General features: G+C 64.1%; 26 protein-coding genes. 12 read left to right on the top strand and 14 right to left on the bottom strand.

The genetic code is table 11. From position 1 onward, the window contains the following. Nucleotides 1-87: 87 nt before the first annotated feature. Genes hpf through ACO056_RS02625 form a run of 6 tightly spaced genes read right to left on the bottom strand, consistent with a single transcriptional unit; the run spans nucleotide 88 to nucleotide 4,327 of the window. A complete protein-coding gene (gene hpf / locus ACO056_RS02650) occupies nucleotides 88-654 on the bottom strand; it encodes a ribosome hibernation-promoting factor, HPF/YfiA family (RefSeq protein WP_421851414.1) in 567 nt (188 codons plus the stop codon). A gap of 55 nt (nucleotides 655-709) precedes the next feature. Then, complete coding sequence (dnaQ, locus tag ACO056_RS02645; RefSeq protein WP_421851411.1) at nucleotides 710-1,399, bottom strand: DNA polymerase III subunit epsilon; 690 nt, start codon at nucleotides 1,397-1,399, stop codon at nucleotides 710-712. A gap of 40 nt (nucleotides 1,400-1,439) precedes the next feature. After that, the gene (gene coaE, locus ACO056_RS02640; RefSeq protein ID WP_421851408.1) at nucleotides 1,440-2,042 is read right to left on the bottom strand and encodes a dephospho-CoA kinase; all 603 of its coding nucleotides are present in this window, start codon (nucleotides 2,040-2,042) and stop codon (nucleotides 1,440-1,442) included. Then, the gene (gene aroE, locus ACO056_RS02635; RefSeq protein WP_421851405.1) at nucleotides 2,039-2,893 is read right to left on the bottom strand and encodes a shikimate dehydrogenase; all 855 of its coding nucleotides are present in this window, start codon (nucleotides 2,891-2,893) and stop codon (nucleotides 2,039-2,041) included. The genes coaE and aroE overlap by 4 nt, the downstream gene beginning before the upstream one ends. After that, nucleotides 2,890-3,474: a Maf family protein gene (locus tag ACO056_RS02630; RefSeq protein ID WP_421855261.1), complete on the bottom strand. Its 585-nt coding sequence runs from the start codon at nucleotides 3,472-3,474 to the stop codon at nucleotides 2,890-2,892. Before ACO056_RS02630 ends, aroE begins: the two co-directional genes overlap by 4 nt. A gap of 10 nt (nucleotides 3,475-3,484) precedes the next feature. Next, entirely contained in the window at nucleotides 3,485-4,327 is an 843-nt protein-coding gene (locus ACO056_RS02625) for a pyruvate, water dikinase regulatory protein (RefSeq protein WP_421851402.1), read from the bottom strand. Nucleotides 4,328-4,684: 357 nt separating this feature from the next. Here ACO056_RS02625 and hemE point away from each other — a divergent pair, with 357 nt between their 5' ends. Continuing rightward, a complete protein-coding gene (gene hemE / locus ACO056_RS02620) occupies nucleotides 4,685-5,722 on the top strand; it encodes a uroporphyrinogen decarboxylase (RefSeq protein WP_421851399.1) in 1,038 nt (345 codons plus the stop codon). A 3-nt stretch (nucleotides 5,723-5,725) separates the two neighbouring features. Here the strand turns inward: hemE and ACO056_RS02615 are convergent, their stop codons facing one another. Together ACO056_RS02615 and ACO056_RS02610 are read right to left on the bottom strand one after the other, a co-directional pair. Next, nucleotides 5,726-6,694, bottom strand: a complete 969-nt coding sequence (locus ACO056_RS02615) for a hypothetical protein (protein WP_421851397.1) — start codon at nucleotides 6,692-6,694, stop codon at nucleotides 5,726-5,728. A 67-nt stretch (nucleotides 6,695-6,761) separates the two neighbouring features. Further along, complete coding sequence (locus ACO056_RS02610; RefSeq protein ID WP_421851395.1) at nucleotides 6,762-7,112, bottom strand: hypothetical protein; 351 nt, start codon at nucleotides 7,110-7,112, stop codon at nucleotides 6,762-6,764. A 197-nt stretch (nucleotides 7,113-7,309) separates the two neighbouring features. On the opposite strand from ACO056_RS02610, the gene ACO056_RS02605 reads away from it, so the two are divergent. The 3 genes from ACO056_RS02605 (at nucleotide 7,310) to ACO056_RS02595 (ending at nucleotide 9,632) form a co-directional block, all read left to right on the top strand. Next, nucleotides 7,310-7,753 carry a CopD family protein gene (locus tag ACO056_RS02605; RefSeq protein WP_421851392.1) on the top strand — a complete coding sequence of 148 codons (444 nt, stop codon included), beginning with the start codon at nucleotides 7,310-7,312 and terminating at the stop codon, nucleotides 7,751-7,753. Nucleotides 7,754-7,926: 173 nt separating this feature from the next. Next, on the top strand, nucleotides 7,927-9,183 hold the full coding sequence (gene rho, locus ACO056_RS02600; RefSeq protein WP_292939583.1) for a transcription termination factor Rho: 1,257 nt from the start codon (nucleotides 7,927-7,929) through the stop codon (nucleotides 9,181-9,183). Then, nucleotides 9,180-9,632 carry a hypothetical protein gene (locus ACO056_RS02595; RefSeq protein WP_421851389.1) on the top strand — a complete coding sequence of 151 codons (453 nt, stop codon included), beginning with the start codon at nucleotides 9,180-9,182 and terminating at the stop codon, nucleotides 9,630-9,632. The genes rho and ACO056_RS02595 overlap by 4 nt, the downstream gene beginning before the upstream one ends. Nucleotides 9,633-9,642: 10 nt before the next feature. Here ACO056_RS02595 and ACO056_RS02590 read toward each other — a convergent pair whose 3' ends face one another. Beyond that, entirely contained in the window at nucleotides 9,643-10,026 is a 384-nt protein-coding gene (locus ACO056_RS02590; protein ID WP_421851387.1) for a nuclear transport factor 2 family protein, read from the bottom strand. A 185-nt stretch (nucleotides 10,027-10,211) separates the two neighbouring features. Beyond that, nucleotides 10,212-10,910: a dienelactone hydrolase family protein gene (locus ACO056_RS02585; RefSeq protein WP_421851384.1), complete on the bottom strand. Its 699-nt coding sequence runs from the start codon at nucleotides 10,908-10,910 to the stop codon at nucleotides 10,212-10,214. Nucleotides 10,911-11,021: 111 nt separating this feature from the next. On the opposite strand from ACO056_RS02585, the gene ACO056_RS02580 reads away from it, so the two are divergent. The 7 genes from ACO056_RS02580 (at nucleotide 11,022) to ACO056_RS02550 (ending at nucleotide 18,210) form a co-directional block, all read left to right on the top strand. Further along, nucleotides 11,022-11,300, top strand: a complete 279-nt coding sequence (locus ACO056_RS02580) for a DUF6489 family protein (RefSeq protein ID WP_421851381.1) — start codon at nucleotides 11,022-11,024, stop codon at nucleotides 11,298-11,300. A 13-nt stretch (nucleotides 11,301-11,313) separates the two neighbouring features. Further along, nucleotides 11,314-12,606: a tRNA uridine-5-carboxymethylaminomethyl(34) synthesis GTPase MnmE gene (gene mnmE, locus ACO056_RS02575; RefSeq protein ID WP_421851378.1), complete on the top strand. Its 1,293-nt coding sequence runs from the start codon at nucleotides 11,314-11,316 to the stop codon at nucleotides 12,604-12,606. Between the two features lie 75 nt (nucleotides 12,607-12,681). After that, entirely contained in the window at nucleotides 12,682-14,529 is a 1,848-nt protein-coding gene (mnmG, locus tag ACO056_RS02570; protein WP_421851374.1) for a tRNA uridine-5-carboxymethylaminomethyl(34) synthesis enzyme MnmG, read from the top strand. Nucleotides 14,530-14,588: 59 nt separating this feature from the next. Next, the gene (gene rsmG / locus ACO056_RS02565) at nucleotides 14,589-15,224 is read left to right on the top strand and encodes a 16S rRNA (guanine(527)-N(7))-methyltransferase RsmG (protein ID WP_421851370.1); all 636 of its coding nucleotides are present in this window, start codon (nucleotides 14,589-14,591) and stop codon (nucleotides 15,222-15,224) included. Beyond that, a complete protein-coding gene (locus ACO056_RS02560) occupies nucleotides 15,221-15,997 on the top strand; it encodes a ParA family protein (protein ID WP_421851367.1) in 777 nt (258 codons plus the stop codon). The genes rsmG and ACO056_RS02560 overlap by 4 nt, the downstream gene beginning before the upstream one ends. Beyond that, nucleotides 15,994-16,938: a ParB/RepB/Spo0J family partition protein gene (locus ACO056_RS02555; RefSeq protein ID WP_421851364.1), complete on the top strand. Its 945-nt coding sequence runs from the start codon at nucleotides 15,994-15,996 to the stop codon at nucleotides 16,936-16,938. Before ACO056_RS02560 ends, ACO056_RS02555 begins: the two co-directional genes overlap by 4 nt. Nucleotides 16,939-17,055: 117 nt before the next feature. Next, on the top strand, nucleotides 17,056-18,210 hold the full coding sequence (locus ACO056_RS02550; protein ID WP_421851361.1) for an acyl-CoA dehydrogenase family protein: 1,155 nt from the start codon (nucleotides 17,056-17,058) through the stop codon (nucleotides 18,208-18,210). A 178-nt stretch (nucleotides 18,211-18,388) separates the two neighbouring features. On the opposite strand, the gene ACO056_RS02545 is transcribed toward ACO056_RS02550, so the two are convergent. Together ACO056_RS02545 and ACO056_RS02540 are read right to left on the bottom strand one after the other, a co-directional pair. Next, on the bottom strand, nucleotides 18,389-19,132 hold the full coding sequence (locus ACO056_RS02545; RefSeq protein WP_421851357.1) for a glycine zipper 2TM domain-containing protein: 744 nt from the start codon (nucleotides 19,130-19,132) through the stop codon (nucleotides 18,389-18,391). A gap of 245 nt (nucleotides 19,133-19,377) precedes the next feature. Next, nucleotides 19,378-19,860, bottom strand: a complete 483-nt coding sequence (locus ACO056_RS02540) for a GAF domain-containing protein (protein ID WP_421851354.1) — start codon at nucleotides 19,858-19,860, stop codon at nucleotides 19,378-19,380. A gap of 77 nt (nucleotides 19,861-19,937) precedes the next feature. Here ACO056_RS02540 and ACO056_RS02535 point away from each other — a divergent pair, with 77 nt between their 5' ends. After that, nucleotides 19,938-21,401 carry a PQQ-dependent sugar dehydrogenase gene (locus tag ACO056_RS02535; protein WP_421851351.1) on the top strand — a complete coding sequence of 488 codons (1,464 nt, stop codon included), beginning with the start codon at nucleotides 19,938-19,940 and terminating at the stop codon, nucleotides 21,399-21,401. A 12-nt stretch (nucleotides 21,402-21,413) separates the two neighbouring features. Here the strand turns inward: ACO056_RS02535 and ACO056_RS02530 are convergent, their stop codons facing one another. Both ACO056_RS02530 and ACO056_RS02525 read right to left on the bottom strand, forming a co-directional pair. Further along, nucleotides 21,414-22,235: a DUF815 domain-containing protein gene (locus ACO056_RS02530; protein WP_421851348.1), complete on the bottom strand. Its 822-nt coding sequence runs from the start codon at nucleotides 22,233-22,235 to the stop codon at nucleotides 21,414-21,416. Next, nucleotides 22,232-23,965, bottom strand: a complete 1,734-nt coding sequence (locus tag ACO056_RS02525; protein ID WP_421851345.1) for an acyl-CoA dehydrogenase — start codon at nucleotides 23,963-23,965, stop codon at nucleotides 22,232-22,234. The genes ACO056_RS02530 and ACO056_RS02525 overlap by 4 nt, the downstream gene beginning before the upstream one ends. Nucleotides 23,966-23,979: the final 14 nt, after the last annotated feature.

Raw genomic sequence — 23,979 nt, 5'->3', positions numbered from 1 at the left:
GCGACGCGGTGCAAGCACCGAATCGCGTTCGCCGCGCCACTGATCACTACGGTGAACATCAGATCGCCACCAGTCTTGCCGCTGGGGTTACTTGGCCGGTTCGACCCAGCCTATCGAGCCATCGCCGCGCCGATAGACCATATTGTGCACGCCCGTACCGGCGTTCTTGAACAGGAGTGCATTGGTGTTGCGCAGATCAAGCATCATCACTGCATCCGATACGCTGGCAGTCGGCACGTCGACGCGCGTTTCCGCGATCACCAGTGGTGCGTCGGACGGCTCCTCGGTCTCGGTCTCTTCGACGACGAAGACCGTGTAGGCTGCATCTTCCTCGCGCCGGGCGTGATCGGCCTGATCCTGCCGAGCGGTGATCCGGCGCTTGTAACGGCGCAGCTGCTTGTCGATCTTCTCGGCCGACTGATCGAGCGCAATGTGGGCATCCTGTGCCACCGCGCTGCCCTTCAGAATGAGGCCCTGCGCGACATGCGTGACGATATCGCAGCGGAACCCGCCATGCGGCGCTTTGCCAAGCGTCACGTGCGAAGTGAGCGCGCGTGAGAAGTACTTGTCGACAATCGCGGACAGGCGCTCTTCTGCATGAGCTTCGAAAGCGGCGCCGGTATCGACCTGGTGGCCCGAAACGCGAATATCCATAAGTCCACTCTCCTTCGCTCAATCATTTGCCCGGATTGGACCAGGCAAGGCAGAATCATTGCAGCCAGATGGCTCCCTTGATCGCCTCGACAAAGGCAGCATGCCGGGCGACCTCTTCGGTGCTGGGTGCATGGGGCCGCGCCGGGCGAAGTGCGCGCGGGGACGCAGTGCGGATCGGAGCAGCGATCGCTGCGGCCTTGACCTCAATTTCAGCGGCGAGTTCCAGGCCAATCTGCCTACCGCCCATAAGTTCGACGTAGAGCTGGGCAAGCAGTTCAGCATCGAGCAACGCCCCGTGGCGCACGCGGTGGCTGCGATCGATCCCGTAGCGCGAACAAAGCGCATCGAGGCTGAGCTTTGCACCGGGATGCTTGCGGCGAGCGATAGCCACCGTATCGACCATCCGCGACCGATCGACCGGGGGCAGCTCGCACAGGGCAAGCTCTGCATTGAGGAAGCCGAAGTCGAACCCGGCGTTGTGCGCAACAAGCGGCGCATCGCCCAGAAAGTCGAGCAGTTCCTGAGCGTGCTCGGCAAAGCGCGGCTTGTCGGCCAGGAAGGCGCTGGAAAGGCCGTGCACCGCCTCAGCCTCGGCTGGCATCGAACGTTCCGGGTTGAAATAGGCGTGAAACACGGCGCCTGTAGGCACACGATTCACCATTTCGATGCAGCCAATTTCCACCAGCCGATCACCGCTTTGCGGGTCGAGGCCGGTCGTCTCTGTATCGAAAACGATCTCACGCATTTGCCGTAGTCTGGACCCGTGGGCAGGGGCTTGCAAGGCTTCACCGTGGGTTTTTTTGCCGTATCGAAGAGACCAGAGCCGAAACCTGCTCGCGGGTTTCGGCAAGCGTTACCCCTGTATCGATAACATGGTCGGCAAGGGCGCGCTTCTCGGCATCAGGCACTTGCAGCGACAGGATCTGGGCGAATTTCTCCGGGGTCATCCCGGGCCGTGCAAGAACGCGGGCGCGTTGCATCTCTGCAGGTGCGGAGACAACTGCAACGGCATCAAGTCCGGCACCGTGGCCCTTTTCATAGAGCAGCGGGATGTCGAACACCACGAGCGCTTCACCGGCATGCTCGAGCAGGAATGTGGCTCTTTCTTCCGCGACGGCCGGGTGAACGATCGACTCAAGCCGGGCTAGCGCTTCCGGATTACCGAACACCTGCGCACCCAGCGCCGGACGATCCACGCCGTGCGGTCCCGTCGTGCCGGGAAAAGCGGCTTCGATGGCCGGCAGCAGTCTGCCGCCCGGCGCTTGCAAGCGATGAACGGTCGCGTCGGCATCGAACACCGGCACACCAAGCTCTCGCATCATCAGCGCCACTGCGGATTTGCCCATGCCAATCGAACCGGTCAGGCCAAGGATGAAAGGATGGCTCATGCGCCGAGGACCTTGCGCAGGTCGGCATCCGCATCGCGTGGCGGCTGGGCGCCGAAGAAGCGGCGGAAGGCGTGATCGGCCTGGCCGATGAGCATCGACAACCCGTCGATGGTCCGAAATCCGGCAGCGCGGGCCGCCTGCAAGAACGGAGTTTCGAGCGGGCTGGTCACGATGTCGTAGAAGATCGAGCCTGGCGGGGCGTGGCTCATGTCGAAGGCCAGCGGTGGCTGCCCCGTCATCCCGAGCGAAGAGGCGTTCACGACGAGATCAAGGCACCCCTCGCGGTCATCGAATGTGAAGTCGGTGGCATCCGCAAAGTGCGCGATATCGACGGCATGGTGTTCGCCGGCCGGATCGAGTTCATCGAGCAGGGCGCGGGCCTTCTCCGGATTGCGACCGGCCAGCACGATGACAAGTTGCGCCTCGGCGAGGCCCTTGATGATCGCGCGTGCCGCACCACCGGTGCCGAACACGCGTGCCATGCGGAAGTAGTGTGTCCGCCCGAGCTCGGTGCGCAAGGGTTCGAGAAAGCCCGGGACATCGGTGTTGTAGCCGACGAGTTCGCCCGCTTCCGGCACGACCGTGTTGACTGCGCCAACCGCAGCCGCCAGCGGATCGAGCCGGTCGAGTAGGGGTATCACGGCCTGCTTGTGCGGCATGGTGACATTGCAGCCGCGCCATCTTGCGTCACCGCGGCGGGCGCCCAAAAACTCGGCAAGCGCGCCTGTGCGAACGTGGGTTGCCGTATAGGTAGCTTTTATATCAAGGTGTTGTAGCCAGAACCCGTGGATTGCGGGGGACTTGGACTGGGCAATCGGATCGCCGATCACTTCGGCATAGGGGAGGCTCATGCGGGCAGCTCGCCTTGCGTCCGGAGTGCGCCGAGGAGGGCAAGCAGCGGCATGCCAAGCACCGTGAAGTGGCTGCCTTCGATATGTTCGAACAGCTGGACGCCCAGCGCCTCGATCCGGAACACGCCCACGCAGCCGCTCACGGCCGGCCATTCCTGCGCCAGATAGCCTGCGATGAAATCACTCGAAAGGGTGCGCACACGCAGCTTGGCGGTTTCAACATGGCGCCACACCGGCACAGCATCTCGCACGAGAATCGCCGCGGAATGCAGGTGCATGGTCTGCCCGGAAAAGAAGGCCAGGTGACGCGCTGCATCTTCGCGGGTCGCGGGCTTGTCGAAGGTGCGGCCACAAACCTCGACCAGTGAATCGCCCCCGAGCACCAGCCGGCCGGGCGCGCCGACCGAAACGGCGAGGGCCTTGGCCTCCGCCAGGATCATCGCGATCTCGCTGCCGGGCACACCGATCAGCTCGCGCTTGATCTCGGCCTCGTCGACATCCGAACCGCGCGCTTCGAAGGGCACGCCGGCTGCGGTCAGCATCGCTTTCCGGCTTGCGCTCTGGGATGCCAGTATCAACATGTCCTCACCTTCAAAACGCATGCCCTCCGCCGCCCACACCGCCATCGGGGCGGCGCTCGTTATAGAGGTTGATGATCGCGGCGGCGGTTTCCTCGATGGAACGGCGCGAGACGTCAATCACCGGCCAGCCATTATCCGCGAACATCCGCCGCGCGAACTGCACCTCGCGCGCCACGTGCTCGCTATCGACATAGGCCGTCTCGGGCGCCTGATTGAGCGAAAGCAAGCGGTTGCGCCGAACCTGGATCAAACGCTCGGGACTGGTCGTCAGCCCCACCACGAGCGGGCGCCGCAAGCTGAAAAGTGCGGGCGGCGGCGGACTTTCGACCACGATGGGAATGTTCGCCACACGGTAGCCGCGATTGGCGAGATAGATCGCAGTCGGTGTCTTGGACGAACGCGAGACACCGGCGAGGACGATATCGGCGATTTCCCAATCTTCCCAGGCGATGCCGTCGTCATGGGCGATCGTGAACTGGATCGCTTCGACCCGGCGGAAATAGGCATCGTCCATCGCGTGCTGCCGCCCGGGTCTCCCCTTGGCCGCCTGCCCCAGCTGCGCCTCAAGCGCGAGGGTCACCGCATCGAGCGCGGGAACGCTGGGCAGGCCCAGCGCGGCACAGCGGCTTTGCAAGAGCTCGCGCGTTTCGGCATTGACCATGGTGAACAGCACGAGGCCGGGATTTGCGGTGATTTCCCCCATGATCCGGTCGAGGTGCTGCTGCGAGCGAACCATCGGCCAGAAATGGCGCACGACATCGGCGTCATCGAACTGCGCCAGCGCCGCCTTGGCGATCATTTCGAGCGTTTCGCCGGTGGAGTCCGACAAGAGATGGAGGTGCAGGCGCGCCATGCAAGTTCCTGATCCGCCCCGGAAAGGAGCTGTGACCCCCACGGGAGAGAACTGTGGAGAACGCTAGGATAAACCACGGGAGGAAAGCGTCGACAAGTTTGCGATGCGATTCTGCCCCCGGCTTGGGTCTGCGAGCCGCCACATTGCGAACAGGCTAACAGATCTGTCCACAGGCGGGGGACAGTGGGGACAAGTTTCGCTTGCTCCTGCAACCGTTCAGAGTCGCTGACACGCTTTTTTGTGGAGACAGCGGGACAATTCGGGCAGATGCGTGTCGTCCCCGCTTTCCACAGGGCCAACTAACTACCTCAATCTGATTCAAAAGAATCTATAGATTTGATTTGGACCGACGCACTGATGTCTAGCCCTGCCGAAAAGCCGCTTCTCGCCACCCTCAAGGGAGCCAATCTTTCCCGCCGTCCGATCTGGCTGATGCGCCAGGCGGGGCGCTACCTTCCCGAATATCGCGAACTGCGGGCCGAAAAGGGTGGTTTCCTTGCGCTGGTCTACGATTCCGAGGCTGCTGCAGAGATCACGCTGCAGCCGCTGCGCCGTTTCGGCTTTGATGGGGCGATCCTCTTCTCGGATATCCTGATCGTGCCCTACGCGATGGGCCAGGATCTCCAGTTTCTCGCCGGCGAAGGCCCTGCGCTTTCCCCACGCCTGCTCGATGTGGGTCTGGAGACGCTCAGGAGCGTGCCTGAACGCCTTTCGCCGATCTATGACACTGTGGGCCTGGTCAGCGCCGCTTTGCCGCCTGAGGCGACCATGCTGGGCTTTGCAGGCAGCCCCTGGACCATCGCGACTTACATGGTGGCGGGCGAAGGCAGCCGCGACCAGCATGAGACGCGCGCGCTCGCCTACCGCGATCCGGGTGCCTTCCAGGCGATCATCGACGCGATCGTTGATGTGACCATCGAATATCTCAGCGGACAAGTGAAGGCTGGCGCCGAAGGCTTGCAGCTGTTCGACAGCTGGGCCGGCAGCCTCGCCCCCGCCGAATTCGAACGCTGGGTGATTGCACCCAATGCGCGGATCACCGAGACGATGCACAAGTTGCACCCCGAAGTTCCGATCATCGGTTTCCCCAAAGGCGCGGGCGAGAAACTTGCGGCTTACGCCGAGGGCACTGGCGTGGATGCCATCGGTGTGGACGAGACAATCGACCCGGTCTGGGCCGCAAAGACTCTCCCCGCCGGGCTGCCGGTGCAGGGCAATCTCGATCCGCTGCTGCTGCTGGCTGGCGGGCCTGCCCTCGAAGACGGCGCGCGACGCGTGCTGGACGTGTTTGCCGACCGGCCGCATGTGTTCAATCTGGGCCATGGCATCGGCCAGTTCACTCCCATCCCGCACGTCGAGCGGCTGCTCGAAGTCGTGCGGGCTTGGGAGCGCTAAGAGTCAGAACCGAACCTGCACCCCGGTGGAGCCGATCACGCGCGGCACCAGCTGGTAGCCGCTGACGCGCTGGTAAAGTGGCAGTTGCACATTGGCGTAGAGCGACAGCGTGGGCGTGAGTTTCGCATTGAGGCCGGGGGCGATGTAGACCTGTTCGCCGCCGCTGTTTTCCTGATCCGACGCCAACCCGCGCTCGTGCCCGGAAATGCGGGTGTTGATCTGGATTTCGGGGATCAGGCGGCCCCGGGTCGAGCCGAGCTTGAGATCAAGGTATTGCAGCGAGAGTGACGCTTCGCCAACCGCGCCCGGCCGGAAGCCTTCGCGCTTGGCCAGCGGAACGGTGATCTGGCCCTGCACGATGAGTGCAACCTCGCTGCCAAGACGCCGGTAGTGATAGGCGCCAAGCAGCGCCTGCACGGTGCCAGTGCCTGGCTGGAGACCGCGATCGATCGTCTCGCCTGCACCGGGTCCGCTGCTGAAGGTGCGATGAAACGGGCCAGTCGGCAGGACCAGCCCAACTTGCAGGCCGGTAACACTTCCGGGGCGTGAAAGGCCCTGCCAGCGCACTTGCAAGCGCATATCACCGATGCCCTTGCCGTTCGAACGTGTTTCCTCGGTGGTACCCTCGGCGATGGTCCGGTGCGGCCGCCAGATGATCGGTAGCGCGACGTTGATGCCCCAGTCGCTCGCGAACTGACGGTCGTAGGCGAGGGTCAGGTAGTGGTTGTCAGTGCTGCGTTCGATCTCGCGTTCGGGCGGGAGCGCGATGGTCTTGAAGTCGATCGGATCGGTGCCAGATTGCAGGCGTGACTGGGGAATAAAGTCGTAACGGATGGTCACGGCCTGGCCCGGTTGGGTCACCAGACCTTGCGAAAGCCAGTCCGAGGTGAAAGTGCAGCCGCAGCTGGCGCAGGCAAAAGCGGGGATAGGCATGAACGCGGCGATGAGCGCCGCAACGGATAGAGCACGCATAGAAAGATCCATCGATAGAGCAGGGCGCCGGCGCACGGGGCGCGCGACGAACATCGGATAAGAAAGCTCAAGCCGCGACGGGTGGTGCTCTTGCTGGTGGATGTGCGTGGTAGGTTTTCGCGGGCTCGACGGTTTCAGGTGAGCCCTGCTGCGGCAGGGCTGGCTGCATGCGCGGCGCGATTGTCCAGCCCCCGGGGGTGCCGGCGGCTCCGGTCTGTGCAAGGACGGCAAAGGGGCAGATTTGGGCCGCATGGGTCTTGCCCGGTTTCTCGCCAATGGGCACGGCGAGCCGCGCAGCCGCACCCGAACCGTCGCAGAGCAGGACGGTGATGCCGCGCGCCGCATCGGGCGCGGTCATCATGCCCTGCGGGATCAGCGCCCTCAGCGCAAAGGCCAGCACGAGCACAAGTATCGCCATATGGCGATGCCGGAACACAGACTGGCGCAAGCGGGTCATGGGCCTGCGCGGTATGCCGATGCACCGATGCCTGCAAGCCCTTCGCGCCAAGGTCGTTCCGGCAAGCCTGCGCTTGACCACGCGCGGTTGCCGCGCCACGAGGGCACTTTCTCGTTCTGTCCCTTACGGATGGGACAGGAATCCGCTACATTCGCGTCATGCTGCAGGTACTTGCGATGCTCTATCTTTGGCTCAAGGCAGGCCATGTCATTTTCGTGATCTTCTGGATGGCGGGGCTGTTCATGCTGCCGCGTTTTTTCGTCTACCATCAGGAAGCGCCGGAAGGTTCGCCCGAGAACGCGATCTGGATCGACCGCGAGCGCAAGCTGATGAAAATCATCATGTGGCCATCCTTGTTCGCGGTTTGGGGATTCGGCCTCGCGCTGGCGGTGAGCGGAGAGTGGTTCACGCAAGGCTGGTTCCACGCGAAGCTGGCGCTGGTGCTGGTCCTGAGCGCGTATCACATGTGGTTGGCAAGTTATGCCGCCAAGCTGGCGCGCGGGGAGCGGCAACTGACCGGGCGGCAGTTGCGCTTGCTCAACGAGATTCCCGGGGTGACTGCGGCGCTGATCGTGATGCTGGTAATCGTCAAGCCGTTCTGATCAGGCTGTTCCAGGCTGGCTGTTCTTTGATTGACGCATACCGCGGCGGGGCCTAAACGCGCTGGTGCATTCCGGTTTGGCAGCGCTTTCATGCCCTGCCCCCATTGGTCCGCTTTCCCCAAGCCCAACGACCCTCCGGCGCGCGCGATTGCCCTTACTCGGATAATGAAAAGATGCATCTCAAGGAACTCAAGAAGAAGACGCCCGCCGAACTCGTCCAGATGGCCGAGGAACTCGATGTAGAGGGCGCAAGCACGCTTCGGCGGCAGGATCTCATGTTCGCCATTCTCAAGGAAGTGGCGGAAGACGGTGAGGAAATCCTCGGGATCGGCACGATCGAAGTGCTGCCCGATGGCTTCGGCTTCCTGCGCAGCCCCGAAGCGAACTATCTGGCCGGGCCCGATGACATTTATGTCTCGCCCAACCAGGTCCGCAAATGGGGCCTGCGCACCGGCGATACGGTTGAAGGCGAAATCCGCGCACCCAAGGACGGCGAGCGCTATTTCGCCATCACGCGCCTCATCAAGGTCAACTTTGATGAGCCGGATGCCGTGCGCCACCGTGTCAATTTCGACAACCTGACACCGCTTTACCCGAACGAACGCCTGCGGCTTGATACGCTGGACCCGACGGTCAAGGACAAGTCGGCGCGCGTGATCGACCTCGTGAGCCCGCAGGGCAAAGGCCAGCGCGCGCTGATCGTCGCCCCGCCGCGCACCGGCAAGACCGTGCTGCTGCAGAATATGGCCAAGGCGATCACCGACAATCACCCTGAAGTGTTCCTGCTCGTGCTGCTGGTCGATGAACGCCCCGAAGAAGTCACCGACATGCAGCGCAGCGTGAAGGGCGAGGTCATTTCCTCGACCTTCGACGAGCCCGCCAGCCGCCATGTGCAGGTTGCCGAAATGGTGATCGAGAAGGCCAAGCGCCTCGTCGAGCACAAGCGCGATGTCGTGATCCTGCTCGATTCGATCACTCGCCTCGGTCGTGCCTACAACACCGTGGTGCCAAGCTCGGGCAAGGTGCTGACCGGCGGTGTTGACGCCAATGCGCTGCAGCGGCCGAAGCGCTTCTTCGGCGCGGCGCGCAACATCGAGGAAGGCGGCTCACTCTCGATCATCGCCACCGCGCTGATCGACACCGGCAGCCGCATGGACGAAGTGATTTTCGAAGAGTTCAAGGGCACCGGCAACTCGGAAATCGTGCTTGACCGCAAGGTTGCGGACAAGCGCATCTTCCCGGCGCTCGACGTGGGCAAGAGCGGCACCCGCAAGGAAGAGCTGCTCGTGCCGCAGGATCAGCTCAGCAAGATGTGGGTGCTGCGCCGCATCCTCATGCAGATGGGCACCATCGATGCGATGGAATTCCTGCTCGACAAGATGAAGAACTCCAAGACGAACGAGGACTTCTTCGCCACGATGAATCAGTGATCGAAGGCGCCGACGCGCCTGATGCGATGATCCGGCTGGCCGTGCTTGTCTCCCGGCCGGAAGCACTCGTTTTGGCGTCGATGCTTGAAGATCATGGCATTCCGGTTTGCGTCGGTGGCTCGGCGCATGCATCGGTTTCCGTCAATTCATTGGCTCTCGGCGGGCATTCACTCTGGATTCCCGCCGATGCCCACTATTCGGCAAGTGCGTTGCTCATCGAAGTGCTCGATGCCGAGGAGTGGGGCTTCTCGAATGGACTACGCCGGGCAGTGCTCAGATTCTGCGGGCTTTGGGCAGGCCTTCATGCGGCGATCATGTTGCCGTTCGTTCTCGGCGGAGGCTTGCCAGCCGTGACACTGCTTGATGTTCCGCTCGCGCTCCTGGCGATACCGGCGAATCCTCAAGGTCGTGGTGATTACAACCTTCACCCCGACGCTGTGGCGGGCTGACGGGCGGCGCTCAGCTATTCTGTAGCGCCGCTGCCATCATCTCCCACAGCTTGTTCATGGCTTTGAGCGGCCGCACCATCACCTTGAAATCGATGATCTTTCCTTCGAGGTCGAAGCGGATCAGATCGATGCCGTTGATTTGGATGCCATCGACCGTCGCGGTGAATTCGAGGAGGGCCTCAGGACCGTCAACGAGTTCGCGGACATAGGTGAAACCGGTATCGGCGAACACCTGTCCGGCGGCGGTGAGGTACATCAGGACTTTGGCATGCCCTGCCTGCGGGGTGTGCACCACCGGCGAATGAAACACCGCCTCGGGTGCGATCAGCTCGGCCAGCAGTGCGGTGTCGCCAGTCTGCATGTAGCGGTGCCAGGCGGCGAGGCCGGTATGCATGAGGTCTCTCTCCTTGTCGTGTCGCGGCCTTGTGGCACGCCCGCGCGGACCCGCCATTGATCCAGCGCAGGTTTGCGCTAACCCTGATGACAAGACAACCGTTTCGCCACAGGCCTTGATCGCAGGAGGGCTCGCTGCGCAAAGGGCGTGGACTGCAAATCTGGCAGCGCGGCCTGATCAGGAATTCAGGTCAAGTGCGCCTTGAAGAAATCGCGGGTGCGTTCATCCGCCAGCTGCGCGCCCGCTTCATCCCGGCGTGAACCCATTTCGGCCGCGAACCCGTGATCCAACCCGACATAGTCGTGCAGCACGACCTTGGGATGCGCATCGAGCGCGCCATGGATTGCGGCCTGCGCTTCGGGCCCGACGAAGTGGTCGGCCGTCGGGATATGGAGCATGAGCGGATTGGCGATCGCGTGCGACTCGTTCAGCATCTGATCGATCATTACGCCGTAGTAGCCGACCGATGCATCGATGTCGGTGCGTGCAGCAGCCATGTAGGCCATGCGCCCGCCGAGGCAGAAGCCGACCAGCCCGACCTTGTCCACCGCTTGCTCATGGCGCAGCCAACGGATTGCCGCCTCGATATCCTGCACGCCAAGATCGGGGCTATATTGGCCGAAATAGCCGAGTGCCTGCTGGAACTGCTCGGGCACATCGGGATCGAGTTCTGCGCCGGGGGCAAAGCGCCAGAAGATATCGGGCGCCAGCGCGACATAGCCAAGCGCAGCCCAATCATCGCACTTCTTGCGGATGCCCGCGTTCACGCCGAAGATTTCCGGAATGACGATGATGGCGGCTTCGGTCTGTTCCTCGGGCGTGGCGATGTAGACAGAAATTTCGTTGTCGCCGCCAAGGGTGGGGATCGTCGTCTTCTCGCCCATGATGCTGATCCTTTCCGGAAGGTTGTTCGTCGAGGCCCTGATTGGCGCTGTCCATGGACTTTGCCAAGAGCACATGACAGTGTTGCTGCGGGTTGAGCGAAAGGTGCGTCCATGAAAGTCAACGTCGAGGTGGAATGCACGCCTGAAGAGGCGCGCCGCTTTCTGGGATTGCCGGATGTGACGCGGGCCAACGACGTCTATGTCGATGCAATTGCCAAGGCAATGCAGGGCATGAACAGCGTCGACCAGCTTCAGGGCTTTGCCAAGCAGATCGCGCCGATGGGCGAGATGGGCCTGAAGCTGTTCCAGCAGTTTGTCGAGCAAGGTGCGGGCGCGGCGATGGCCGGGTTCAAGGCTGGCACCTCGGGCGGCGAGAAGCCCAAGACCTGAACGATCTTCGCCGGTGACCGATACGATATTTGCGCTTTCGTCCGGCGCGCCGCCTGCCGCGATTGCCGTCATCCGCGTGAGCGGGCCGCATGCCGGCACTGCGCTTGAGGCATTGGCCGGCCGGTTGCCGTCGCCGCGCCGGGCGGTACTGGCAGCACTTCGCGATGGCAGGGGTGAAGCGCTTGATCAGGCCTTGGTACTTTGGCTGCCTGGGCCCGCTACCGCGACCGGTGAGGACTGCGCGGAACTCCATTTGCACGGCGGACGCGCGGTGGTGGCGGCAGTGGAAGCCGCGCTTGGTGCACTACCGGGACTGCGCCGTGCCGAGGCCGGCGAATTTACCCGCCGCGCTTTTGCCAATGGCCGCATCGATCTCGCCGAAGCTGAAGGGCTGGCGGATCTGCTCTCTGCAGAAACTGAACTGCAGCGGCGCGGTGCGCTGGCGATGGCGGGTGGGGCGCTGTCGCGGCGGGTGGCGGAATGGCGCGGCCGGGTGCTGGCCCTGGCTGCATCAATCGAGGCCGCGCTCGACTTCGCGGGCGACGATGACATCGCCGATGATGGCGGCTTGCCACCGGGGTTTGTCCAAGGCTGTCTGTCGCTTGGGGAGGAGCTTGAAGCTTGGCTAGCCCGGCCGCGCGCAGAGCCTCTACGCGAGGGCTTCCGGGTTGTACTGGCAGGCCCGCCAAATGCGGGGAAATCAACGCTCTTCAATGCGTTGGTTGACGACGATGCGGCCATTACCGCAGCGGAACCCGGGACAACGCGCGATGTACTGGTGCGGACGGTGGCGATTGGCGGGGTGCCGTTTGCGTTTGTAGATACCGCCGGATTGCGGGATGAGGGAGCGGGGACGATCGAGCAGATCGGGGTTGCTCGTGCCCGGGCTGAGGCAGAGCGTGCCGATCTTGTGCTTTGGCTTGGACCAGAGGGCGAAGGACCCGTGGACCGGACAGTGTGGGAGATCGCAGCGCAATGTGATCGGAGCGATGTGCCGACAAAAGATCATGCTCAGTACCGGCTTTCTGCTGTGACCGGGGAGGGGCTTGATGCGCTGCGCACCGGGTTGGTCAATCACGCGCGTGCTGCGTTGCCGCTACCCGGAGCGGTCGCGCTAAATGCCAGGCAGCACGTGCTTATCGCAGACGTTGCCAGCGCGGCAGAAGAGGCTGCACGTTGCAGCGATCCGTTGCTTGCGGCGGAGCATCTGCGGCTTGCACGTGTGGCGCTTGATCGGCTCATCGGGCGATCTGGAACCGAGGACATGCTTGATGCACTGTTCGGGCGGTTTTGCATCGGCAAGTGATGTTTCACGTGAAACACTAATGGCAGTGCGCTGCCTGCTTTGACGCCGCAGCGCGAATCGCATATCGCGGTTCGCATGCATCAGTTCGACATCATCGTGGTCGGCGGCGGTCACGCCGGCGTCGAGGCGGCGGCGGTCGCGGCACGGATGGGCGCGCGCACGGCCATGGTAAGTTTCGATCCCGCCACGATCGGTGCCATGTCGTGTAATCCGGCAATCGGGGGTCTCGGCAAGGGGCACCTCGTGCGTGAAGTCGATGCCTTTGATGGGCTGATCGCCCGCGCTGCTGACGAGGCCGGGATCCATTACCGGATGCTCAATCGCAGCAAGGGGAGCGCGGTCCAAGGGCCGCGGGTGCAGGCGGACCGGCGCCTGTTTCGGGCTGCAATCCAGCGCATGGTTGCGGCCCAGGATGGACTGACCGTCGTGGCGGGTGAGGCGGCAGCGCTGCGCGTGGCTGGCGGGATAGTCTGCGGTGTCGATCTCGCGGATGGAACGGCGCTGGCGGCAAGGTCTGTGGTGCTTTGCACCGGTACGTTCCTTGGCGGCCGCCTGTTCCGCGGCGAAGAGCGGATGGAAGGTGGCCGGATCGGGGAAAGCGCCGCGCACCGGCTAGCGCAGCAGTTGCGCGAGGCAAAGCTTCCCATGGCCCGGCTCAAGACCGGGACACCGCCTCGGCTTGATGGCCGGACCATCGATTGGTCGCGCCTGCCCGTGCAGCCGAGCGATGCCGAACATTGGACCATGTCGCCGCTCACCGGCACCCGGCCGCAGCCGCAAGTGTTCTGTGCGATCGCCCGCACCAATGAGCGGACCCATGATGCTATTCGGGCCGGCCTTGATCGCTCGCCCTTGTTCAGCGGCGCGATCGATGCGCAGGGGCCCCGCTACTGCCCTTCGATCGAGGACAAGATCCACCGATTCGGCGATCGCGATGGCCATCAGGTGTTCCTCGAACCTGAGGGCCTCGACGATCACGTGATCTATCCGAATGGCGTTTCAACTTCGCTGCCGACCGACGTCCAGATTGCGATGATGCGCTCGATGGAGGGGCTCGAGGCTGTCGAGATTTTGGTGCCAGGTTATGCGGTAGAGTATGACCATATTGATCCCCGCGCGCTGCGGCGCAGTTTGGAGCTGCGTGAGCTTCCGGGCCTGTACTGCGCCGGACAGATCAACGGGACGACCGGTTATGAGGAAGCGGCGGCACAGGGCCTGGTCGCCGGCATGCATGCCGCATCGGCTGTGCTGGAGCGCCAGGCTCCTCCGCTTGATCGCGCAGCAAGCTACATGGCCGTGATGGTCGACGACCTCACGCTTCATGGAGTCTCGGAGCCGTATCGCATGTTGACGGCACGGGCGGAGTATCGGCTGCGGCTGCGGGCGAACAACGCTGCCACGCGGTTGACGCCGCTTGGTCTCGCTGCGGGTACTATTGGTGCGGAACGGGCGGCCTGGTTTGGGGCTCGCGAAAAAGCGCGGGCCCGGACGGAGACGGCGCTCTCCCAGGAGGTGCTGCCGGGCGCGCTCAGTGAGCTTGGCGTGATGGTTCGGGCAGATGGCGTGCGCCGCTCGTTGATGGAGTGGTTGCGCTTTCCTGAGGTCGACTTTGCCGCACTGGCGCCGTGGCTGGGTGCGGCGATGCCTTGCGCGGATCTCGCCGAGGAAATGGCGGAAGACGCGGCTTATGCGCCTTATCTTGCGCGGCAAGATGCCGAGCTCAAGCAGTTGCGCGCCAGTGATGGTGTGCCGCTGGGCGACTATTTTCCGTATCGTGAGGTGGCGGGTCTTTCGCGCGAGATGGTCGAACGCCTTGAGCAGGCGCGGCCTGATACACTGGCGGCGGCGGGTCGGGTGCCGGGGATTACACCAGCGGCGCTGGCAAGCCTGTTGGTTGCGGCGCGGCGCCGGGCGGCCGCATGATGGGACTGACAAGTGAGGGGGAATCGCGAGACTGGCTGAGTGCCCGCCATGGCACGGCCATGGCCCGGCTCGAATTGCTGGTTGATGCGCTCGCCGATGAGAATGGGCGGCAGAACCTGGTCTCACGACCGTCGCTCGATCTCGTTTGGCAGCGCCACATCGTAGACAGTGCGCAGCTGCTCCATGTTTCACGTGAAACAGTCCCCGATGGGCCCTGGCTTGATCTCGGGAGCGGGGCAGGTTTCCCGGGTCTGGTGATCGCGGCGCTCCAGCCGGAGCGACCCGTCACGCTGGTTGATTCGCGGCGGCTGAGGACCGAGTGGTTGGCCCGCGCTACGGCGCTGATGGGACTGACCAATGTTCAAGTCGTACTGGCGCGTGTCGAGGATCTCGAGGACCAGACTTGGCAGGTGGTTTCCGCCCGTGCTTTTGCGCCGTTGGACCGGCTGCTTGATACTGCCGCACGTTTTTCCACACCCGAGACGCTGTGGTTGTTGCCGAAGGGTGCCAAAGCACAGCATGAGGTGGAAACGCTCGGTACGAACTGGAATCATGTGTTTCACGTGGAACAATCGTTGACCGATCCCTTGGCTGGCATCATCGTTGGCCATCTGCACGGACGTACCGATACGGAGCGCACTGTCGCGGGGCGCACGGGCAAAACCGCAAAACGCAAGCGAGGTTCAGGCCGATGATCACGATAGCCGTCGCGAACCAGAAGGGCGGGGTGGGCAAGACCACCACAGCGATCAATATTGCCACGGCGCTCGCGGCGACGGGGTGGAAGGTCTTGCTGATCGATCTCGATCCGCAGGGCAATGCGTCAACCGGGATTGGTGTCTCCGCAGCCGAACGCGAGCGGTCGTCCTATGATCTGCTCATCGAGCAGGCGAGCGTCGCCTCGTGCATGATTCCGACGCGGATCCCGGGACTGGATCTGATTCCGGCAACGGTCGACTTGTCTGGCGCCGAGGTGGAGCTGGTCAGCGAGACAGACCGGACGGGCAAGCTTCGGGCAGCCTTGGCGGAGGATGCAGGCCACGAGATCTGCCTTATCGATTGCCCGCCTTCGCTGGGCCTGCTCACGCTCAATGCGATGACCGCTGCCAGTTCGCTGCTCGTGCCCCTGCAGTGCGAGTTCTTTGCGCTGGAGGGGCTGAGCCAGCTTTTGCAGACGGTGGAGCGGGTGCAGGAGCGGTTCAATCCGGATCTGGGCATCCTCGGCATCGTGCTGACCATGTATGATCGCCGCAACCGCCTGACCGATCAGGTGGCCGATGATGTGCGCTCGTGCCTGCATGGCCTTGTGTTCGACGCGGTTATTCCGCGCAACGTGCGGCTGTCCGAAGCGCCGAGCCACGGGCTTCCGGCACTGATCTACGACCATGCCTGCGCCGGATCGCAGGCCTACATGAAGCTGGCGCGCGAACTCATTGGCCGTCTGCCGGAGCGGAGGAAAGCAGCATGAGCGGCGAGGCGGACACGGGCGCGGTCGCCAAGGCAGTGAAGCGGCCCGCGCTGGGGCGGGGCCTTGGGGCACTTCTGGGTGAGACCCGGCGCGAGGAGGCGGTTTCGCGGATCTCCGTCTCGGCACCGGGCGAGCAGGTTGTCAGCGGACTGGCTTCACTTTCGGTCGCCTCGATCGAGCCGCATCCGGACCAACCACGCAGGCACTTCGACGAGGACGCGCTGGAGGAACTGGCGCGCTCGATTGCCGCACGCGGCGTAATTCAGCCGGTGGTGGTGCGCCCCATGGGCGGCGGACGCTACCAGCTTGTTGCAGGCGAGCGGCGCTGGCGTGCGGCCCAGCGAGCGCGTGTCCATGAGATTCCTGCGATCGTCCGGCAGCTGGATGACCGCGAAGTGACCGCGCTGGCGTTGATTGAAAACCTCCAGCGTGAAGATCTGAACCCCATCGAAGAAGCCCGCGCCTATCAACGCCTTTCCGAACAGGACGGGCTGACGCAGCAGGAGATCGCCACTTTCGTCGACAAGTCGCGCAGCCATGTGGCAAACTTGATGCGGCTGCTGGTGTTGCCGAGCGAAGTGCTCGACATGGTAGAGCGTGCGCAGCTTTCGATGGGCCATGCGCGTGCTTTGGCGGTTCTGCCCGACCCCGTTCCGCTGGCGCGTGAGACGGTCGCCAAGGGACACTCGGTCCGCGACGTCGAGCGGCTAGCAAAGCGCGCGATGCGGCCCGAATCGGCACCACGGCGTGCGCGGGCCGAGCGTGATCCTGCAAGCTCGGCGGATATTGCCGCTGTGCAGGCCCATCTCGAGGAATTCCTCGGGCTCAAGGTGACGATCCAGGCTGATGCCGACCCACGGACCGGGGCGGTTACGATTCGCTACAAGACGCTCGATCAACTCGATCTCATTTGCCAGCGGCTGACCGGCGGAACGATCTGAGGCCCCTGATCTTGCCCGGAAGGGCTAGTTAATCGGTCGATTAATTTCGATTGACCGGACGGGAGCGGTTTGCCTATCTTTCAGGGTAATAAGAGACCTGAAACCGGAGAGCATGCCATGTCGCTCGATCTGATTCCCCGCACTGCTTATAACGCGGACCACGAGGCTTTCCGCCAGACGGTGCGGCGCTACCTTGAAACCGAAATCGCGCCGCATGCCAATGAATGGGCCGAGGCGGGCATCGTGCCCAAGGCGATCTGGCCCAAGGCGGGCGAGCTCGGCATGCTCTGCCCGACTGTGCCTGAGGAGTACGGCGGCCTCGGCCTCGATTTCGGCTACAACGCCATCGTCGATGAAGAGAGCGCCTACTACGGCCGTGTCGCGACAGGCTTTTCGCTGCAGTCCGACATCGTGGTGAACTACCTTGTCTCGTACGGCTCGGAAGAACAGAAGCGCAAGTGGCTGCCCAAGATGGTCTCGGGCGAAGTGGTCACCGCCATCGCCATGACCGAGCCCGGCACTGGCTCCGATCTTCAGGGCATGCGCACCAGCGCCAAGAAGGACGGCAACCATTACGTGATCAACGGGTCGAAGACCTATATCACCAATGGTCAGAACGCCGACCTGATCCTCGTGTGCTGCAAGACCGACACCGAGATTCAGCCTGCGTGGAAGGGCGTCTCGATCGTGCTGGTCGAGGCGGACCGCGAGGGCTTCAAGCGCGGTCGCAACCTTGACAAGATCGGGCAGGACGAAGCGGATACCTCGGAACTGTTCTTCGAGGACGTGCGCGTGCCCATCACCAACTGCCTCGGCGAAGAGGGCAAGGGCTTTATCTACCTGATGAGCGAACTCCCGCAGGAGCGCCTTTCGATCGCCGTCAGCGCGCAGGCTTCGGCACAGAAGGCGTTCGACGACACCGTCGCTTTCACGCGTGAGCGCAAGGCGTTCGGCAAGCCGATTCTGGATTTCCAGAACACGCGCTTCACGCTGGCGGACCTCAAGTCCAAGTTGCAGGTGGGCTGGGCGCACCTCGATTGGGCTTTGGCCCGCCACCTCAAGCGCGAGTTGACGGCCGAAGAAGGTGCGGCCGCCAAGCTGTGGCACACCGAACTGCAGTGGGAGATCATGGACAAGTGCCTCCAGCTCCACGGCGGTGCCGGCTACATGAACGAATATGCGATTGCCCGCGCCTGGCGCGGTGCGCGCGTGACGCGCATCTTCGGCGGCACGAACGAGATCATGAAGGAACTGATCGGGCGCAAGCTGTAACGTTCTGTTCTGGAAGTCGTTTTCGGCATTACTTGCATGTTTTTCGTGTCACCCCGGAGCGCTGCTTCGGGGTGATGCGATTTAAAGGCTGGCGAACTCCCGGCCAGAGATCGTCGGGCACATCAAAAAAGCCCGCCGGTTTCGCGGCGGGCTTTTCCATTTACAGCCAGCAGCCTGATCAGCTGCCAGTGTAGACGCGCTTTTCCTTGATGAGCTTGGTGCGGACAGGACGCCATGTGCGGCGCACGCGTTCGCGAACGTAGGTCACCGTCTCGGTACGGGTTTCGACGCAGGGCTGCTGAGGCCCTTGGACGGTCATGACCGGGACCATCACGTAGCCATAGGCCGGATAGCCATATCCTTGGGCATAGCCGCCATTGGGAAACACGCCGGGATAGGGCGCCGGACCATAGCCCTGGGCAGGCGCATAGCTGCTGAAGAACTCGTCGCATTCGCGCTCGCGGTTCTTGTCGACCGAATGGCCGATCGCGCCGCCGGCAACCGCACCAACGGCAGCGCCTGCCACAGTGCCGATCACGCGGTTACCCGAGGCGACGCGATTGCCGATCACCCCACCGACAACACCGCCTATCACTGCACCGGTTGTGCCGCTGTGGCGACGACCGACACCTTGGCACTTGTCGACCATCTCACGGTAGCGTGGATCCGATTCGGGCGGTGGCGGGCCATACGACATCGGTGCGGCGGGATAGGCGCCCTGCGGGGGCTGCATGGCACCTTGGGGGGGCGGGCCCGCTTGCGGCTGCCACTGTCCTTGCCACTGGCCCTGCCACGTGCCCTGATAAGCGCCGGGATAGCCCGACTGCCAGCTGCCCTGGACCGGCTGTCCATGCACCAGCGCAGGTGTAGCTAGGCCGGTTGCCATGCTGGCTGCCATGAGGGCGCGGAAAAAACTGGCCATCGTGTTCCCCTCAATGCTTGCGCCGCAGACGCTCCGGGCGAGGCATTAACCTATGGTTTAGCATCTTGCGGCGCACGCGACCAAGGGTCTCGGCGAGCCTGTGCCGGAATGGGGCAGGGCAGGTGCGGGAAGCCCCGAATCCGGCCTGAGGCCGCAATCGGGCAGCCAGCCCTCCCGGCGGACCGCTTCGCCCGATATGTTCGCCAATCGGGCGCCTTGATGGCGCGGTTTTATGAGTTTACGGCCTAAATCCCGTCCGCGATGGCTGCGGCAAGCGCTTCGATCCCGGCGGCGTCTTCTGCGTCAAATCGGGCGAGCAGCGGGCTGTCGAGATCGATGACTGCGATGACTAGGCCGTCGCGCTTGACCGGCACGACGAGTTCGGACCGGCTCGCGGCATCGCAAGCGATATGGCCGGGGAAGGCGTGCACATCGGGCACGAGCTGCGTTTCGCCGGTCGCGGCGGCGGTGCCGCAGACACCTTGGCCGAGCGCAATGCGGATGCAGGCCGGCCTGCCCACGAAGGGGCCGAGCACGAGTTCGCCATCGACCATGCGGTAGAACCCCGCCCAATTGAGATCGGGCAGGAACTCCCCGAGGAGCGCGGCGCAATTGGCCATGTTGGCCACCGCGTCGGGTTCGCCGTGGGTGATCGCGCGGACGGCATCGACCAGATCGGCGTATAGCGCGGGCTTGGGCTGGCCGGTGGCAGGGGCAAAATCGTACATGGCCGGGGTCTAGCAGGCCGCCATCTCAACTGCGAGGGCCATTGCGGGAAGGTGGTGCGGCCTCTAGACAAGGTGCCATGTCTACCATCCGCAAAACCCTGACCGGGCTCATCGTCGTCCTCGTGGTTCTTGGTCTCGCCGCCTTCTGGCTCTTGCGCGGCGATACCGCGCAGCTTGCACTCGACAAGACCACCGGGCCCAAGCCTGAACTTGCCGAGGCTGCACCGCAGTGGTTTCCCACGATCGGTATCGCCAAGCCCGTGGGCTGGGCCGCGGGTGAGGCCCCCGTCGCTGCCGAGGGCCTGAAAGTCACCCGGTTCGCCGACAAGCTCGATCATCCGCGCACCCTGACCGTACTTTCCAACGGCGATGTCCTGGCCGCCGAAACCAACGGTCCGCCGCAGCGTGGGCCGGGCGGGATCATGGGCTTTGCCATGGGTTATCTCATGTCTGCCGCCGGCGCGGGCGAGGCTTCGCCCAACAAGATCGTGGTCCTGCGCGACAGCAATGGCGACGGCGTTGCCGACCAGCGCTTCGAGATGAGCAATCCCGGCTTGAACTCGCCGTTCGGCATGGTGCTGCGTGAGGGCCGCTTGTATGTAGGCAATCACGATGCGGTGGTGTCGTGGCCCTTCACGCCGGGGCAGACCACGCTCTCAGGCAAGCCGGAAAAGCTCATGGACCTGCCCGGCGGCGGCAATCACTGGGCGCGCAATCTTGTGCTGAGCCCGGACGGCAAGCTGCTCTATGTCACGGTCGGTTCGGCCTCGAACATCGGGGAGAACGGGCTCGACAAGGAGAAGGGCCGCGCGGCGATCTACGAGTACGATTTCGACCGCAAGAGTTCGCGCAAGTTTGCCGAGGGTCTGCGCAATCCCAACGGCCTCGATTGGAACCCGCGCAGCGGCGAATTGTGGACCACGGTAAACGAGCGCGACATGCTCGGCTCCGATCTGGTGCCCGATTACCTCACCAACGTGCCGCTCGGCGCGCAGTACGGCTGGCCGTGGGTCTATTGGAAGAAGAATATCGATTGGCGCGTGACCGATCCGATGCCGCGCGACCTGTTCTTCTATGTCCGCAAGCCCGAATATGGCCTTGGCTCGCACGTCGCGGCACTGGGGCTGGCCTTCGCGCGCGGGGGCAACCTGATGGGCGATCGCTTTGCCAGCGGGGCCTTCGTGGCGCGGCATGGCTCTTGGAACCGCAAGCCGCTATCGGGCTATGATGTGGTTTTCGTGGCGTTCGACAACAACGGCAATGCACTGCCAAAGCCGCCGGTGCCGGTGCTGACCGGTTTCCTCACCAAGGACAGCAAAACGCATGGCCGACCGACCTGGGTCGCGTTTGCCAAGGATGGTGCGCTGTTGGTGAGCGACGATACCGGCGGCGTGATCTGGCGCGTGGTGGCGCCCGGCGCAAAGCCCGCACCCGAAATCGCCGCCATCCCTGCAACACCGATGCCGCCTGCGCCCAAGCCCGGCACCAAGTTCATCGTCAAGCCGACGATGGATTCGGACCTGACGAAGGCGCAGAACTAGAGCGCCCCGGAATTAAAGGCTGCGGCCCACGCGCCCTGCGAGTTCGTTGACGTATTGCCAGGCGACGCGGCCCGAGCGACTGCCGCGCTGCTTGGACCATGCCAGCGCGTCTGCCTCGGCGAATGTGAGGCCGTAGTGCGCGGCATATCCGGCGATGATCGCAAGATAATCATCCTGCGAGCAGGCATGGAAACCGAGCGAAAGGCCGAACCGGTCCGCCAGTGCGAGGCGGTCATCGACGACATCGCGCGGGTTGATCGGGTCGTCCTGCTCGGCCATGTGGCGCTCGACGATGGCGCGGCGGTTGGATGTCACTGCGAGGCGTACGTTCGCCGGGCGGGCTTCGACGCCGCCTTCGAGCCAGGAGCGCAGGCGGCGGGCCGAGCTGGCATCTCCCGCATCGAAGCCGAGATCATCCAGCAGGATCAGGAACCGGCGATTGCTGACGCGCAGCTCGGCGAGCAGGGCCGCGAGGCTCTCGTCCGGCGCGGCCTGGATCAGGGCGATCCCGCCGGGATGCGCTTCCTGCGCGGCGCGGACGGCGGCGCGGACAAGCGCGGACTTGCCCATGCCGCGCGAGCCCCACAGCAGCATGTCGTGCGCCGCCGCGCCGGACGCGAGGCGCAGGACGTTCTCGGCGACGGCGGCCTTCTGGGCGTCGACACCCTTGATCAGCGCAAGCGGCGGCGCTTCGAGCGGATCGACGGCGCGCGCACTGGTACCCGTCCAGACATAGGCAGGATGCACGAGCCAATCAGTGACCGCCGGTGCCGGCGGCGCGAGGCGCTCCAGCGCGGAAGCGATGCGTTCGAGCAGCGGCTCGTCGGCGCTCATCCGGTGAGAGCCTCGCTATCGAGCTCGTAATAGAGCGCCGCACCAGCCATCGCTGCCGCTCCGAGCCCGCGCGCTTCTGGCACGATCGTGCGGTTGAATACTTTGGTGACGCCGGTCTTCTCTGCCGAACCGGTGGCGCGGGCCTGACGGGCGAGCTGCCACCCCGCGACCGCGACGGCGCACATGGTGAGGAATGGCACGCTCCCGGCAAGCTTGTCATCGAGAGTGGCATCGCCGCTCGCCATCCACGTGCCGATGGCGGCGGCATCCTTGGCGAGCGAGGCCACTTCGGGCACGTCCTGCATTTCGGCGGAGATATCGGCCATCAGTGCTTGCAGCACGCCGCCCGCTTCCATGCCGAGCTTGCGGGTGACGAGGTCGGCTGCCTGAATGCCATTGGTGCCCTCGTAGATCGGTGCAATGCGCGCGTCGCGGTAGTGCTGCGCGGCGCCGGTTTCTTCGACGAAGCCCATGCCGCCGTGGATCTGGATGCCCAGACTGGCGACTTCGCAGCCGATATCGGTGCCCCAGGCCTTGAGCAGTGGCACGAGGAGTTCAGCACGGCTCTGCGCGGCCTTGTCACCCAGCAGGCCGCGATCGACTTGTCCCGCAGTGTAGTAGAGCAGCGCACGCGAACCTTCAGTCAGCGCGCGCATGCGCAGGATCATGCGGCGCACATCGGGATGCTCGATGATCGGCACCGGGTTCTTGTCGGGCGAGCCGGCGCGGGCCGACTGGACGCGGTCACGCGCATAGGTTCGTGCCTGCTGAAGCGCGCGTTCGGCGATCTGGACACCCTGGCTGCCGACGTTGATGCGCGCCGAGTTCATCATCGTGAACATGGCCTTCAGGCCTTCGTTCTCGTGGCCCACCAGTTCGCCGATGCATTCACCCCCGGTGGTCGTTCCGTCGCCGTACGACATCACGCAAGTGGGCGAGACATTGATGCCGAGCTTGTGCTCGATGGACACGGCGCGCAGGTCATTGCGAGCGCCGAGCGATCCATCGGCGTTCACGTGGTACTTGGGGACGACGAATAGCGAGATGCCGCGCGATCCCGCAGGCGCGCCGGGGGTGCGGGCGAGGACAAGGTGGATCACGTTCTCGGCCAGTTCGTGCTCGCCCCAGGTGATGTAGATCTTGGTGCCGGCGATGCGGAACTTGCCCGCGTGCGGGCCTTCCTCGATCGGCGTCGCAGTGCTGCGCAGCGCGCCGACATCAGACCCGGCCTGCGGCTCGGTGAGGTTCATCGTGCCCGACCATGCGCCCGAGATCAGCTTGGGCAGGTACATCGCCTTCTGCGCGTCGCTGCCATGGTGATCGAGCGCTTCGATCGCGCCCACGGTGAGCATGGGGAGCAGCGTGAAGCCCATGTTTGCCGCGCCAAGCGTTTCGAGCACGCAAGTCGCGAGCGTGAAGGGAAGGCCCTGTCCGCCGAACTCGGCCGGCCCGGCAATCGAGCCCCAGCCCTGCTCCACGAAAGCCTTGTAGGCTTGCGGGTAGCCAGCCGGAGAGGAGACCACGCCATCCTTGCAGTGCGCGCCTTCGCTATCGCCGATTCGGTTGAGCGGTGCCCATTCGCCTGCCGCGAAGGCACCGATGCCTTCAGCAATCGCCTCGACCACGTCGGGAGTGGCTGCGCCGTAGCGTTCATGCGCCGCGAGCTCGTCGATTCCGGCGCAGATGCGCATGGCAAGGACCTGATCTTCGGTGGGGGCGATAAAGCTCATGCGCTGTTTTCCTT

It is taken from the genome of Novosphingobium sp., from assembly GCF_965228995.1.
GTDB lineage: Bacteria > Pseudomonadota > Alphaproteobacteria > Sphingomonadales > Sphingomonadaceae > Novosphingobium.
The sequence above is the reverse complement of the archived record's forward strand: the minus strand, read 5'-3'. Positions and strand labels throughout refer to the sequence as shown.